14 protein-coding genes and 1 pseudogene are annotated in these 14,858 nt (G+C 50.9%); all 15 read left to right on the forward strand.

Features of this window, described 5'->3' with window-relative positions; genetic code table 11:
- Nucleotides 1-100: 100 nt before the first annotated feature.
- Nucleotides 101-637 (forward strand): GNAT family N-acetyltransferase, encoded by a 537-nt coding sequence (locus ACB042_RS10930; RefSeq protein WP_371178404.1) that lies wholly within the window; start codon nucleotides 101-103, stop codon nucleotides 635-637.
- Nucleotides 634-867 carry an acyl carrier protein gene (locus tag ACB042_RS10935; protein ID WP_021230851.1) on the forward strand — a complete coding sequence of 78 codons (234 nt, stop codon included), beginning with the start codon at nucleotides 634-636 and terminating at the stop codon, nucleotides 865-867. Before ACB042_RS10930 ends, ACB042_RS10935 begins: the two co-directional genes overlap by 4 nt.
- Nucleotides 867-1,616 carry an SDR family NAD(P)-dependent oxidoreductase gene (locus ACB042_RS10940; RefSeq protein ID WP_371178405.1) on the forward strand — a complete coding sequence of 250 codons (750 nt, stop codon included), beginning with the start codon at nucleotides 867-869 and terminating at the stop codon, nucleotides 1,614-1,616. Before ACB042_RS10935 ends, ACB042_RS10940 begins: the two co-directional genes overlap by 1 nt.
- Nucleotides 1,613-2,971 (forward strand): AMP-binding protein, encoded by a 1,359-nt coding sequence (locus tag ACB042_RS10945; protein WP_371178406.1) that lies wholly within the window; start codon nucleotides 1,613-1,615, stop codon nucleotides 2,969-2,971. Before ACB042_RS10940 ends, ACB042_RS10945 begins: the two co-directional genes overlap by 4 nt.
- Entirely contained in the window at nucleotides 2,968-4,023 is a 1,056-nt protein-coding gene (locus ACB042_RS10950; RefSeq protein WP_371178408.1) for an acyl-protein synthetase, read from the forward strand. Before ACB042_RS10945 ends, ACB042_RS10950 begins: the two co-directional genes overlap by 4 nt.
- Complete coding sequence (locus ACB042_RS10955) at nucleotides 4,002-5,207, forward strand: acyl-CoA reductase (RefSeq protein WP_323930658.1); 1,206 nt, start codon at nucleotides 4,002-4,004, stop codon at nucleotides 5,205-5,207. Before ACB042_RS10950 ends, ACB042_RS10955 begins: the two co-directional genes overlap by 22 nt.
- A gap of 168 nt (nucleotides 5,208-5,375) precedes the next feature.
- Nucleotides 5,376-6,347, forward strand: coding sequence for a glycosyltransferase family 2 protein (locus tag ACB042_RS10960; RefSeq protein ID WP_368208664.1), 972 nt, complete (start codon nucleotides 5,376-5,378; stop codon nucleotides 6,345-6,347).
- Nucleotides 6,344-7,489 (forward strand): annotated as a pseudogene (gene glf / locus ACB042_RS10965) (UDP-galactopyranose mutase); the annotation flags it as partial. The gene ACB042_RS10960 and the pseudogene glf, both read left to right, overlap by 4 nt.
- A gap of 39 nt (nucleotides 7,490-7,528) precedes the next feature.
- The gene (locus ACB042_RS10970) at nucleotides 7,529-8,464 is read left to right on the forward strand and encodes a glycosyltransferase (protein WP_265343358.1); all 936 of its coding nucleotides are present in this window, start codon (nucleotides 7,529-7,531) and stop codon (nucleotides 8,462-8,464) included.
- 71 nt (nucleotides 8,465-8,535) lie between these two features.
- Complete coding sequence (locus tag ACB042_RS10975; RefSeq protein WP_144715561.1) at nucleotides 8,536-9,759, forward strand: hypothetical protein; 1,224 nt, start codon at nucleotides 8,536-8,538, stop codon at nucleotides 9,757-9,759.
- Between the two features lie 40 nt (nucleotides 9,760-9,799).
- Entirely contained in the window at nucleotides 9,800-10,915 is a 1,116-nt protein-coding gene (locus ACB042_RS10980; protein WP_005346638.1) for a bifunctional 2-polyprenyl-6-hydroxyphenol methylase/3-demethylubiquinol 3-O-methyltransferase UbiG, read from the forward strand.
- A 7-nt stretch (nucleotides 10,916-10,922) separates the two neighbouring features.
- Nucleotides 10,923-12,110: a glycosyltransferase family 2 protein gene (locus ACB042_RS10985; protein WP_371178409.1), complete on the forward strand. Its 1,188-nt coding sequence runs from the start codon at nucleotides 10,923-10,925 to the stop codon at nucleotides 12,108-12,110.
- A 78-nt stretch (nucleotides 12,111-12,188) separates the two neighbouring features.
- The gene (locus ACB042_RS10990; RefSeq protein ID WP_371178410.1) at nucleotides 12,189-13,358 is read left to right on the forward strand and encodes a glycosyltransferase; all 1,170 of its coding nucleotides are present in this window, start codon (nucleotides 12,189-12,191) and stop codon (nucleotides 13,356-13,358) included.
- Nucleotides 13,324-13,959: a bifunctional 2-polyprenyl-6-hydroxyphenol methylase/3-demethylubiquinol 3-O-methyltransferase UbiG gene (locus tag ACB042_RS10995; protein WP_144715567.1), complete on the forward strand. Its 636-nt coding sequence runs from the start codon at nucleotides 13,324-13,326 to the stop codon at nucleotides 13,957-13,959. Before ACB042_RS10990 ends, ACB042_RS10995 begins: the two co-directional genes overlap by 35 nt.
- Nucleotides 13,960-14,016: 57 nt before the next feature.
- A complete protein-coding gene (locus ACB042_RS11000; RefSeq protein WP_144715568.1) occupies nucleotides 14,017-14,853 on the forward strand; it encodes a glycosyltransferase family 2 protein in 837 nt (278 codons plus the stop codon).
- Nucleotides 14,854-14,858: the final 5 nt, after the last annotated feature.

Below are 14,858 nucleotides of genomic sequence, written 5' to 3' on the forward strand. Positions count from 1 at the left end.
ATATTATACTGGTTTTTCTGCTTGTATTATCGATTTTTGCTACGGAATGGCAGCAGTGTGGTCGATAAGAGAGACAGGTCATGGAAGTCATGGGAACTGTATGGCGTTTAAGATGAGCTATGGCGTTGAGTTACGCCCGATAGAGCCGTGGGATCTTCCTGCCTTGCGACGTTGGCGCAATCAGGATGAGGTGCGAATGCAGATGGTATCTCAGACGTATATTTCGCCGCAGCAACAGCGCCAATGGTTCACCGCTACACGTGAGCGGCGGGATCAGCAGCACTGGGTGCTCTGGTGCAAAGACGTGCGAGCGGGCTACGTCAATCTTAAAGGTGAGTCTCAGGGCGAGCTGCTGGGTCAGGCGATCGCCGATGCGGGGCTCTATCTGGGCAACTCAACCGTGCGGCATCCCATGCTGGCTGTCGCTGCTGCCTTATCTCAGCTTGATCAGGGTTTTGATGAGTTGCACATCGGTTGTATCCGCACCCTGGTTCGGGAGAACAATCGCTCTGCCCTGCGCTTGAATGAACAACTGGGTTACCGCCAAGTTGGGCAAGAGAATGGATTTTTTGCATTGGAACTGCTGCCGGCGAATTATTATGCCGCCCGTGAGCGGCTACGGAGATTTTTCAGATGACAATCGCATTGGAACAGGTTTTTGCCGAGGCGCTGGGTCTCGATATCGGCAGCGTCAGCGATGGGCTGGCCTACAACAGCATCCCGCAGTGGGATTCTGTCGCCCACATGGGGCTGATTGCCCAGTTGGAGGATAACTACGGCGTGCTGCTCGACACCGATGACATTATCGACATGAGTTCGGTCGGCAAGGCGAGGGAGATCCTGGCCAAGTACGGGGTCGCTTTCTGATGCTGGGGCTGTTGCAGGGCAAGCGGGTGTTGATCACCGGTGCCGGGCGTGGCATCGGTCTTGCCATCGCCCGCCAGTTTGCCTCTCAGGGGGCTGAACTGTGGCTGGGAGGCCGTGATGAGGTGACCATGAGCCAGCTGGTGACCGCGATTGGTACCGAGTTTGGCGTGCCTTGCCAGCCTCTCTGTTTTGATGTGGCTGATCCGTCGGCGGTCAAGCAGGCTTTTCAGCAGCTGTTTGCTCAGACTCGTCAGCTGGACGTGTTGGTCAACAATGCCGGCATGCTGGAAGAGGCGTTATTGGGGATGGCGAACCAGACCCATCTGCAAAAGACATTCAGCAACAATACCTTTAGCGTGATCTACTGCAGCCAGTATGCCGCCCGCATGATGCAGCGCAGTGGTGGCGGTAGCATCATCAATCTCGCTTCCCTGATGGGGCAGGTGGGGGCTGCCGGGCTCAGCTGCTATGCCGGCAGCAAGGCGGCGGTGATCGGCATTACCCAGTCACTGGCCAAGGAGCTGGCTGCCAGCCAGATCCGTGTCAATGCGATTGCTCCCGGTTTTATTGATACCGATATGGCCCACGCCATCCCGCAAGAGAAGTTTGCCGAGCGGGTGGCCGGCATCGCCATGGGGCGGATTGGCACGCCAGATGAAGTGGCCAAAGTGGCCCTGTTTCTCGCGTCCGACTTGTCGAGTTATGTGACCGGGCAGGTGATTGGGGTCGATGGGGGGATGGTGATTTGAGCCAGCCTGATTTGTTGACACATCTGGTTGAAAGTAATGACGAGCCAGCCTGGCGAGACCCGCAAGAGGGGTGGCTCAGTTATGGGGAGCTGGCTCGGCGTGTGGCGCAGTTGGCCACCACCTATCCCGTTGGTCGTCATTTGGTCTACCTGCCATTTGTGACGTCCACCCTGCATCTGCTTCACTACTTGCTGGCCCTGCGTGATGGCCACGCCATCATGCTGGCCGATCCTGCACAGGATGCCCGGTTGCACCATGAGCAGTGCCAGCGCTTTGGTGTCAGTCTGCGGGTATTGGAGGATGGGGCAGTTGCGCATCTTGGCGATGCGCCCTCGCTTCACCCTGAGCTGGCCATGCTGCTGCCGACATCGGGCAGTACCGGCTCCTGCAAATGGGTGCGATTGTCGCGAACCAATCTTGATGCCAATGCCGCGGCCATCGCCGAATATCTGGCGCTGAACGGGGGTGAGCGAGCCATCACCTCGTTGCCACTTTTTTACTCCTTCGGGATGTCGGTACTTAACAGCCATCTTTTGGTTGGCGCCTCGCTGGTTTTATGTACTGCCAGTCCCCTTGAGCGCCACTTCTGGGATGAGGTCAATCGCCATCAGGTCACCAGCGTGGCGGGGGTCCCGTTTACCTTTCAGATGCTAAACCGCTTGCGTTTTGAGTGGGCCCGCTATCCCAGCCTGATGACCCTGACCCAGGCCGGAGGACGACTTGAGCCGGCACTGGCAAAGCAATTTGCCGAGCAGGCAGCTGCGCTGGGACGCCGTTTTTTCGTGATGTATGGCCAGACCGAAGCGGCGCCGCGCATTGCCTGGCTGGCGCACGATGAAGTGATGATTGCCCCGGATGCCATCGGCCGTGCCGTACCGGGCGGGAGTCTCTCTCTGCGTCATGAGCCCGGCTTTCCCGACGGGGAAGGGGAGTTAGTCTACCAAGGGCCAAATGTGATGCTTGGCTATGCCGAGCGCCCTGAAGATCTGGTTCGGGGACGTGATATGGATGCGCTCTTTACCGGCGATCTGGCTCGTTGTGATGAGGCGGGCCGCTTCTATCTGACCGGGCGACTCAACCGTTTCCTGAAGCTGTTTGGCAAACGGGTAAGCTTGGCTGAAGTGGAAGCCTGGTTGCAGGGGAGGGGCTATTCCAGCGCCGCTACCGGCCGCGATGATCGCCTGTTGGTAGCCATCGAGGCAGACGCGTGCCCCAGTGATGCACTACAGCTGGAGCTGGCCCGCTGGCTGATGGTGCCACCATCAAGCGTGCGTATCTACCAACACCATTTGCCACGACGCAGCAATATGAAGATTGATTATCCGGCCCTATTAACAGCGCTGGAGCAGCTATGAACAGGCTGTTTGATGCGCCGGTTTTCGGGCTGCCCCAACAGGAAAAAAGTGGGCTGCTCCTTGCTCGCCTGAATGAATTGACGCAGCGGCACGGGCAGGGGTGTCCAGCTTTTGCCAATATTCTGTCGGCGTTTGGCTGGGGTCAGGCTTCGACCTATCAAGAGCTTCCCTATCTGGCCGCCCGCCTGTTCAAATTGGACCAATGGCAGAGCGTGCCGCAAGACGAGGTGTTCAAGGTGCTGACCTCCTCTGGCACTACCGGAACGCCGTCACGAATTGTGCTGGACAGGGAGACCGCCGCCCTGCAGAGCAAGGTGCTGGTGAAGATCCTGCAAGAGTTTGTCGGCAAACAACGGTTGCCCATGCTGCTGGTGGAGCAACCTGCCCTTATTCAAAACCGCAGCGGCTTTTCAGCCCGAGGAGCCGGTGCGCTGGGGCTCTCCTTCCTTGGCCGTGACCATACTTATGCCCTCGATGAGCAGATGCGGCCCAACTGGCCTGTCATCGAGGCCTTTTGTGACAAATATGCGGGCCAGCCGGTCCTGTTGTTCGGTTTCACCTTCATGGTCTGGCAATGTCTGCTGGAACCGCTGCGTGAGCGAGGTCTGCCACTGCCGCTGACGCAGGGCACGCTTTTTCACAGCGGTGGCTGGAAGAAGCTGCAACACCTAGCGGTGGACAATCCTGCCTTCAAGCAGCGCTGCCATGAACAGCTGGGGCTGAGTCGGGTGTACAACTTCTATGGCATGGTGGAGCAGGTGGGGTCGGTATTTGTTGAGTGCGAGCAGGGCCATCTGCATGCTCCCCTCTTTGCCGATCTGCTGGTGCGGGATCCGCTGACCCATCGACCGCTCGGGATCGGCAAGCCAGGCTTGTTGCAGGTGATCTCTGCAATTCCCCAAAGTTATCCAGGCCACAGTTTGCTCAGCGAGGATCTCGGTGTGCTGCTGGGTGAGGATGATTGCCCCTGCGGACGTCTCGGCCGTTATTTTCATGTATCAGGGCGTCAGCAAGGCGCCGAGGTGAGGGGATGCAGCGACACTTTCCAGTGATCCGGTCAGATGCAGAAGATGCCATGTGGCAAGCTGGGCCCGAGGTCGCTTTCGTGGCTCCCGTCATTGGCTGGCAAGGTTTTGTTACTCGCCCGCAGCCAAGCTTTGCGCCCGTCATAGGTGACTTTGTGGCTGCGCTCTCTGCACGTCTGCAGCAGGAGGGGCGAGAGAACCCGGATCTGGCCGCCTTTGGTTTTTGGTTGCGGCCGCGCCAGATTGAGGTGCAGCGCAAACGTATGGCAGGGCGTGCACCCTTGGGGATGGTTTTTCATCTGGTTCCCTCCAACGTGCCGACCGTCGCGTTCTACTCCTGGATCATGGCGCTGCTGATGGGCAATGGGTCCGTGGTTCGTCTCTCATCGCGTATCGACCCGGTACAAGAGGCCATGTTGACCATCCTGAACGAACTATTCTCTCTGCCCGAGTGGCAAGAGATTGCCTCCCGTACCCGTTTCATCCGCTATGACCATGATGAGCGCGTCACCGCCTGGTTATCGGCCCGGTGCCGCCTTCGCATCATTTGGGGCGGTGATGAAACCATCGGCCGGGTACGTGCAATTCCGCTTTCACCCCGCGCTCAGGAAATTGTGTTTCCGGATCGCCGTTCCATGGCGGTATTTGATAGCCAATGGCTCGCCAGCCTGGATGCTGCCGCGTGGCGGCAATTGGTTGCGGCTTTGCAACAAGACTTTACTCGCTTCAATCAGCAAGCCTGCGCCTCGCCCACCACCATTTGCTGGTTGGGGACTCCCGATAGTACGTTGCGACGCCGTCTGCTCGAAGGGATCTTCGCTCCCTTCGCAGCTGATCACGCACTGATGATGGAGCGTTTCATCAACAGTCAACGAAATGCCGCCCATGATGGCCTAGTGCAGCAGGAGACCTTTGCTGGCGTCACCTTATTGACTCCCACCGCCTCTTTGCGGCTTGCACACATCGGAGGAGGTACAGTTGCCGAATTTGTTGCCGATACCCTGGATGAGTTGCTGTTACAACCTTGGGATATGCAGACCTGTGTCTGGGTTGGGCCAGATAAAATGCGGCTTGAGTGTGCTCTACAGCTGTCGCCCTGCTGCCGTATCGATAGGGTGGCAAGTCCGGGACAAGCGCTGGTGTTCGAATGGCTCTGGGACGGCATCGACATGCTGGTGGCCTGCAGCCGTCAGCTTGCCCGTATTGAATAGTGGATGCTAGGTCACATAAATCAAGTCATATCAATGAATTAGCTTGGTTAGGCACGGCTCTTGCAGTAAATATTGCCATGAAGGGCAGGAAGGGTTGACAGAGACCGTGCGGTAGCCTTGTCCATTTTCTCCAATTCGCTTCTTTTTTACTCTACTTCTGGATCCTCTATGAAAGTCAGCGTACTGGTGCCGGTGTATAACCTCGGGCGCTTTATCGAGCCCTGTCTGCTAAGTCTGCTGGAACAGCAAACCAATTTCTATTTTGAGGTCATTGCCATTGATGACGGCTCGAGCGATGACTCCTGGGCCATTATGCAGCGGCTGGCGCAGCAGTGGCCTCAACTCAAGGCACTACAGAATGCGCAGAATATGGGGTTGGCCAAGACCCAGAAACGCTTGCTGAGAGAGGCTATCGGTGAATACATCGCCTATGTCGACGGGGATGATCTTGCTCTGCCGGGCAAGCTGCAGAGCCAGGCCGATTATCTTGATACGCACACTGGTTGCACGCTTTGCTACCACGAAGCGGAGATGTTTGATGATGAAACTGGCGCACGGATCAAGCTATTCACCCGCGATTATTACAATGCTCGCCATCTCGAACCCATGATGACACGGGAGGCATTGATCCGCTTCGGGGTGTTCGTCAATGCAAGTTCCATAATGTTTCGCCGTTATGAAGGGATGGAAAATGCCATCGATGAGGGGTGCAAGATCATCCTCGATTATCCCTGGCACATTTTGAACCTCTCACGTAATCCGGGGACGCTGGATTTTATCCCCGAGCTGCTGGGGCGTTATCGCTTCCATACCCAGAGCTTTGGCGGACAGACCCGCAAATCGGCAGATCGTCGTGAACAGTCGCTGCGAGATCTGCTGCGAGCCTGTGACAATGCCGCTGCGTTCGGCGAGGATCCGGTGATAATTGCGCAAGGACGTTCCCATCACTATTACTCTGCCGCGCTCTACTTTCTGCGGCAGGATGACGTTGCCCGCTTCACGCAACTTATCGAACAGTCAGTTACCGAGGTAGCGAAGCTGGCGCCAGGCTGGTTCTTCGATGAGAGACATCAACTGGCGTGGGCGCAGCGAGCTCATCCAGCACGGGTTATGCAACAATTGTTTGGAGAGGCGGCATGAGTTATCAGGCGATCGTCATTGGCGCCGGGCTTTCCGGTGCCGTCATGGCTGAGCGAATGGCCAGCCAGCTTGGTTGGAAGGTGCTGGTGCTGGAACAGCGCGACCATATCGGTGGCAACTGCTTTGACGAGTATGACGAGCATGGTGTGTTGGTCCATCGCTATGGTCCACACCTCTTCCATACCGATAACAAGGAAGTCTGGGATTACTTGTCGCAGTTTACCGAGTGGCTGCCTTATGAGCATCGTGTGTTGTCACGCATCGACGGGCAGCTGGTGCCGATCCCGTTCAACCTGACCAGCATTGAACGCTGCTTTCCGGCGGAGAAGGCAGCGGCCATGATTGAGGCCCTTCAGGCCAGATTTGGTGAGGGGGCCAGAGTGCCCATCATGGCACTGCGGCAGGAAGCTGAGCCTCTGCTGGCTGAGCTGGCCCAGTTCATCTATGAGCGAGCCTTCGTCAACTACACCAGCAAGCAGTGGGGTGTATCGCCAGAGCAGGTCTCGCCCGAGGTCACTGCGCGCGTGCCGGTTGTCGTCAATCGTGATGACCGTTACTTTATTGATCCTTGGCAGGCGGTGCCCGCGCAGGGTTATACCGCCATGTTCGAGCGCATCTTGGCGAACCCCTTGATTGAGGTGAGGCTATCCATTCCCATGGGGTCCCGCGTCAGTCTGGATTGGCAACAGAAACGGATACTGCTGGATGGCGTGCCCTTTGCCGGGCCCTTGGTCTATACGGGGATGCTGGATCAGCTGATGCCGGCGGGGCACGACGGCTTGCCGTACCGTTCACTGCGCTTTGAGCACTGTCATCTGCCGCAAGCTCAATTTCAGCCGGTGACCACGGTCAATTATCCGAATGAAGAGGCCTATACCCGCATCACCGAATTCAAGCATCTGACGGGGCAGCAACATCCGGGCACCAGCATCGTTTATGAATACCCCTGCACCTATGTGGCCGGGCAGGGGCTGGAGCCTTACTACCCGTTGTTTACCGACGCAGCCAAACAGAACTATCAGGCTTGCCGCGATGAATTGGCACGGTTCCCACAACTGCTTGCTTTGGGCCGCCTTGCCGAGTATCGCTATTTCGATATGGATGATGCGGTGAGTAATGCATTAAATATTTTTGGTAAAAATATTGAGAAAATACCAAGTAAACCCTTGGTTTCGGTCATTATGTCTGTTCATAACTGTGCTAACTATATCGAAGATGCGCTAGATAGCATATTGAGGCAGACCTATAAGAATCTGGAAATAATAATATTTGATGACGGATCAACTGATGAAACTGGAACCGTCATTGGTAGGATGGCAGCAAAGGACAGTCGCATCCTTCATTATCACCGGCGGCAGCAGGGAATAGCCAATTGTCTGAACGAAGCGCTATTGCTAGCTCGGGGAGAATTTATAGCCAGGATGGATGGGGATGATATTTCGTTACCAGAGCGGATAGAGAAACAGATGGCATTTTTACACGAACATCCGCATATAGATCTGGTGGGGTGTTGGCTCAAACTGTTCGGTGCCCGTGATGAGGTATGGCATTACCGACCTTATGATAACTTTATCAAAAATGCGATTCTGCTATTTAGTAATGGAGTTGGACACAACGCGATTCTGGTGCGTGCTGATGTTTACAAGCGTTTTCGATATGACCCCGAATATACGGATGTTGAAGATACCGAGTTGTGGACCAGAATGGCTATCAGCAAGCCCGAAGTTCGTTTCGCCAACTTGCGTGAGGTGTTGGTGCTGTATCGTATTCATGGCGCCCAATCGTCCATATTGCGCAAAGTCAGACAACGAGAGCTTTACCGGCGTATTGTCAGCAAGTATCTGGATTCGCTAGGTGTTTCAGCTACTGAGCAAGATATGGAGGCTCATGAATGGCTGGTGGATCAACCGACTAACTTGTCGGATTCGCAGCTATATCGCTTGGCCAATTGGCTGAACCATATTGCGGTACTCAAGCATAGTGCGCTGCCAGATGAGTATGGTGTATTGGCCGAGCGCTGGCATCAACTATGTCAAAAGAACCGAGCCCGCCTAGATATTTATAAGCGCTATCACGCAGAGTTCGATATTTGCTGGCTTCCACCGATGTCTGCGTAATGAAGGGAAGATGGACATGGTCGTTAAAAACATCCCCCCAGGATCAGAGATAGCTATGGTTGGGGGTTGCCGTGAGATTTGAGATCGTCGGTCGGCAAGGGGTCTGCTCATTATCTATTGCTGAGCTGCCTTCATCAGGGTACCTGTTGGCTGGTATGGGAAATTACAGTCAACTGATCCTGCAACGGTTACAAGAGATGCAGCGTCCATTGCCTGTTGCCCTGATCGATACCATGACGAGCGATTGTTCGGAAAAGTTCGGTCTTCCGGTGATCGATATGACGCAGGCGAGCCAGCATGATCTGAGCATCATCATTGGTTCTTCTCCCTATGACTATGAGCAGGAGGTGATGGCCAAATTGCGGCAACATGGCTGCCATAGGCTGGTGGCTCTTGAGCCAGAAGAGATCCTGCCACCCTTACTTGATCCTTTGGCCGATTCGTTGGCCGATACAGAGAGTTGGCCGGTGTTGTTACTTGTCTGCATGTTGGATCACCATGTTCAGCAGTTGGCTAGTCTTATGATTTGGCTACATCAGCGGCAGATTTTGTGCAGAGTAGTCCGCTCTTATGATGCGCATGCGATTATGGCTATTCCCCCTTCACGCCTACTTGGCGCCATCATCTGGAATGGTACACCGGCCTACTATGACAGCGTAAAACAGTATCTTCAGGATATGGGGAAGCAATATCTCTATGCCGAACTGGGTTTTTTCCCGCAAAGGGAGCATGTTTATCTCGATAGACAAGGCGTCAACCTGGGGCGATGCATGGGGCTAATGCCATGCCAGAAAGATGACGCTGAGCAGGAGTTGGTGAGAGTGAGGGAACGGCTTCTGGGCGGGCGCCTATGGGTTCCTGGGGATGCCGTTCTTGTGCCTTTACAGATTGCTACCGACACCAATGTGCGTCTCTATTCCAACTATGGAGACAAAATGCAGCAGTTTATTGACGATGTGATCCGCGATTACGGAAACGAACGACTGCTCTTTAAGCCCCACCCGTTGGATCCTCTGGGAGACACATATGATTTTCATGGCCGTGAAATTGTTAGTGGCGATTTCATGACGCTGGCGCTATCGAGCAAGTTTATTTGCGGTATCAACTCTAGCACTCTGTTTGAGGCTCGTCTGGTTGGAATTCCTGTGCACTTTTACGGTCGTTCATTGTTAAGCGAGTGTCCCGATGAGCAAGAGGTGATGCTGCAAATGGTTCAAAACCAGTTCCGGGTTGATGGGAGCGATTTAGTACGAAAAATAGGGCCTTACATGCAGCAGTTTGGAATTGAAATATAACGATGTTTATTCAATATCGGACAGTTAAAGGATGTATAAAATGAGAACGCTGGTGGTAACCCGTGCAACCTGTGGGCAGGTCACTCTGCGGGTCGAGGGACAGTCCGAGGTGAGTTGTCCGATCCCTGAAATTGCACATCAGTTGGATAGCGAGTTTGAGTTGATCCAAGTACTGGATTTGCAATTTTTGACCAGTATGGAAGCAGATACACTGTTAACACGTCTAGTCGATAAACTTGCAGTTAATGGTCACTTACAGGTTACGGTCCCCGATCTGGATTATGTCGTGGGCCAATGGCTACAGGCTGAGTGGGATGAAGGGACTTTACGCGATGTGACCTCAGTCGCTCGTCAGAGCTTCGCCGGGCTCTTTGGCCCCCAGCACGATGGTAATCCCATGCTACCGGGCTATTCGACGCATTATTCGGGCTGCAACAAGTCTGGTTATAACAGTAAACGACTGGCTTTTTTGCTTGCCCGCCAGGGGTTGGTTGACATCAACATCGTGACTGATGATACCCACCTATTACAGGCTTCGGCTCGGCAGTCGATGGTGCGTGGTGAGCGACAAGTGGCACCGGATTTGCGTAATATCCGCCAGGACCACCTGAATCGTTATCGGTTCGCGGCAGAGTGCCTACGCGCAGCTATGCCGCAACGAGTGCTCGATTTGGCATGCGGGATCGGCTACGGCAGCCAACTGCTGGCTAACCAGCTTAATTGTCAGGTCACCTCCGTCGATATTGAACCCGAAGCGCTTGCTTATGCGCGAAAACACTATAGTTCGCCGAAGATTACTCATCTGTGTGCCGATGCTAGAACTCTGCAGCTGGATTCAGCTTCCTTTGACGCGGTTGTCTGTTTTGAAACCATTGAGCATGTGACGTTTGATGAAGCCCTACTGGGTCAGTTTCATGAATGGCTACGTGCTGGGGGCAAGCTAGTGATGTCGACGCCGAACGAGAGTGTCATGCCTTTTAGTGCCGCACAATTTCCCTATCACGTGAAGCACTATACCTATGCCGAATTGGAGTCGATGCTGACGCGCTGTGGTTTCCGCCTCCAGCAAGTCAGCAAGCAGCAAAACCTCCAGAATCCAGAGATTGTTCCTGGCAGCGATGGCTGTTTCATGATCGTTATCGCGGAAAAGGTGTGAGGTCGGGATGAGCGCAGCATTTGTGCGGTTTAGTATTATTATTCCGGTCTATAACCGGGATGAGCCGTTACAGCGGGCGCTGGATTCGCTTTCTCGGCAAACATTCGGAAACTTTGAGGTCATCATAATCGATGATGGTTCAACTCCCGAGTTTGGTGAGCGAATACAAGCTTTAGTGACCACTTTATCTGATTCTCGCTTTTCGCTGATCTGCTACCAGCCTAACCGAAATGGCGCTTATGCGCGTAATCGTGGCATCGAGGTTGCTCGAGGCGAGTATCTATGTTTTTTGGATTCGGATGATGAGTGGTTACCGGAGAAACTGGAGCGCATCGACCAGATATTAGCGATTGAGCCACATTGGCAGGTGATTCATCATCCGTATCAGAACGTGAGCCATGGTGAGCGTAGTGCACCCTTTCCTCGGGAGGCCCGCCGCACCGATGAGAGCGTTGCTGAATACTCGTTCTGTACTAATCGTGTCGGGGGTATTCAATCGAGCTGTCTCATCGTCAAGCGTGAACTCGCGCAGAGGGTACGTTTCAATGACAAGTTGCGAGGGCATCAGGACTGGGATTTTGCATTGCGGCTTGGCGCAGAAACGGATCGCTTCTTGTTTATCGATCAGGTGTTGACGCTGCGTCATGTCGCTGACGCAGCGACTGGTATGGTATCCCGTTCTCTTGATTACGCATACTCGTTGGCCTTTCTACGTGAGAACCAACACTATTTTTCATGGCAAGCTCAGGCCGGGTATGCGGCCCATATCTTGTTACCTAAAAAAATGACAGCTAATGTTCACGCATTTAATCGCTATGAATGGCTGGCTATGCTGTTTTACCCAATTTTGATCGGAAACTGGAAAATAAAACAGCTGCATCTACATTGGCGCTGTATACGGTTGGTTTTGTGGTGTCGCTGGCACAACAAAAAGAATATTGCGTTAATGGGATGCAATGATTACACATGCTTTTTTATCAAAAACTATGCTTCGTATTTATCAATTCAAAGACTGATTGATAAAAATAAGCATGGAGAGTCTTTTTATGGTTGGAGTGTATTTTCCGTGAAAGATCTCGCTCCAGTATTATGGGAAAGTTTAGATTGCGTGGTAACTATGACTGATAAACATCATGAAAGCATGAGTGGTGATATAAAGGTATATGCAGAAAATATACCTATTATTGCTTTTTGATGAATTTTATTGTCACTTTTATGCCCTTGCATGATTAAGCCATTGCGGCGGAATTTTAATTATGGTGGTTAATTGATAATGAACAAGCTTCTGGTTTTTAGAACTCATCTTCTGCCATATTCTGAAACATTTGTCTTGGCTCAGGCTTGTCATTTGAAACGTTGGCATGCAGCCATCTTGGGAGAGGTCAGATTAGATAACGGCTTGTCGCTTCAGGGGCTGGAGGTTGATACGTTGCTGAAAAACGAGGAGCATTATAAAAATTTATCAATGAAGCGGGCTGTAAATGAATTTGTTCGTTCGTCCCTGTTGTCAAAGGCTAATTCATTTAAGAATGCCGGTTATAAGCTAATTCATGCGCATTTTGCTGTCGATGCACTGCGTGTTTATCCATTAGCTAAGGAAATGGATGTTCCATTGGTTGTAACACTACATGGTTATGATATTAATAGAAATCATGATTGGTGGCAGAATGGGCTCGGTGGTCGGAGCATGATTACTTATCCCGAAGAACTGGTGAAAATGTCCACAGACCCTAAAGTAAGGTTTATTGCCGTTTCAAAGGCTATCCATCAGCGAGCCATAGAGTTTGGTATATCTCCATCCAAAGTGACCCATATCCCGATAGGGGTGGATGTTTCGTATGCTGAAAAATTTAATCTGAAGTTCAAACAGCACAACAAGGAAGTTATATTTGTTGGTAGACTGACAGAAAATAAAGGCTGTATTTTTTTGTTAAGGGCCATGCGCATCTTGCAAAAAAGGATTGATGGTGTGCATCTGCGAATCATCGGTGATGGTCCTCTGCGTAATGGATTGGAAGAATTTGCCAAAATATACAATCTAAATGTTTCGTTTTTAGGCGTGCTACCTAGTGCTAATGTGATGAGAGAAATATCAGAGTCAAAGGTTTTATGCTTGCCCAGTATCACTATCGGTAATGGGGAATCGGAGGCATTCGGGTTGGTTTTGTTGGAGGCTCAGAGTTTAGGGGTGCCTGTCATCACATCATCCAGAGGGGGGAAGGGGGAGGGACTGATTCATGGGGAGACTGGATATGCGTTTGATGAAAGAGATGATAAATCGTTAGCAGAATATTTATATCGGCTTCTGATGGATGATGAGCTAGCCCATGCCATGGGGAAAAAAGGGTATGCTTTTGTAAAGAATAACTTTGACATCGTCAGGCAGACCGAAATTCTAGAGTCATTTTATGATGACGTTGTTAGTGAGTTTAATCGGGGGTGATATGGAGGAGTTTAATTCAAAACTATATTGGGAAAAAAGATATGCAACTGGTGGGAATTCTGGCGCTGGTTCATATGAAAAATTTGCCGAGTTCAAATCTGCAGTATTGAACGAATTCGTAAAGGTTAATAATATTGATAGCGTTATCGAACTTGGGTGTGGCGATGGGAATCAATTGTCGTATGCAGATTATAATTTCTATATAGGTGTTGACGTCAGTCCGTCAGCTATAAACATCTGTAAACAAAAATTCATAAATGATGTAAGAAAAATTTTTTTAATCTCTGATGAGCTGAAAGAACATCGGGCAGATTTGGCTATATCGCTTGATGTAATATTTCATTTAGTTGAGGATGCTGTGTTCTTTAATTACATGAAACAGCTTTTTAGTGTAGCGGATAAATATGTTGTTATATATTCTAGCAATACGGATGATAACGAGTTATCTCCTAAGCATATTAAGCATCGAAACATTGAAAAATATATTTCCAGGCATTTCCCGAATTGGTTGCAGACTAATAAAATAAATAATATATATCCATATACAGGAGACCATTTAACTGGTTCGTTCTCGGACTTTTACATCTACCAACGTAGATGAGTTTGTTTTCCATTTGCACAGATTTAAATCTTATTAAAGTTAGAGGGTGGTTGAAAGATGCCAAAATTCAAATGCTATGTTGGTGTTCCTGTTTTCAACGAAGAAAAATATATAGAGCAGACTCTACTTTCTTTAATTAGGCAAGATGAAGACAATGTTTGCTTTCACGTGTCTGATAATTGTTCAACCGACAATACATGGAACATTATCAATGATATCTGTGCTCGCGATAAACGATTTATCCTGACTAGGCAAGAGAAAAATGTAGGTGCATTTGAAAACTTCAAACAGTTATATGATATTTCTGACTCACAATATTTTATGTGGCTTGGGGGGCATGACTATATTTCGGATGGTTACCTGTCTGCGATGAAAGAAACCCTCGATAATGATGAATCACTGTCAATGGCATTTGGTATACCACATAAGATCCTGGATGGCATCGATTATGGTCGAATGGAAAAGGCTATCCATACGTTTTCAAAAAGACGAATTGCTCGTTTTCTTCAAGCGACAAAAAACATAACTCTGTGTGCTATGTGTCAGGCTTTATTTCGACGAGAACTTTTGCAAAACTTTGATTTCAGAATGAAGCTTGGTGCGGATTTCGTAATGATTTGTCACTTGCTTTGGTATGGAAATATTAAATTTGTTGAAGGGTATAAATATTATGCTCGCTTTTTTTCTGCAACGTCGGAAACCTCGGATGAGCGAGTTACTGGTCAAAAAGATATATATTTGAGTAATTATGATTTCATCATTTACCAGTTAGATTCATTAGCTAATTTATATGATGGAGACCCGCGAATAAAGCAATATCTAGAATATGAAATCATCCATGCCTTGCAGCAATACCGAGGTATACATAGCCTGATGATTAACGATGATCGGTGAAAATA

Origin of the sequence: Aeromonas sp. S13(2024) (genome assembly GCF_041402405.1) — a bacterium.
Taxonomy (GTDB): Bacteria; Pseudomonadota; Gammaproteobacteria; order Enterobacterales; family Aeromonadaceae; genus Aeromonas; species Aeromonas veronii.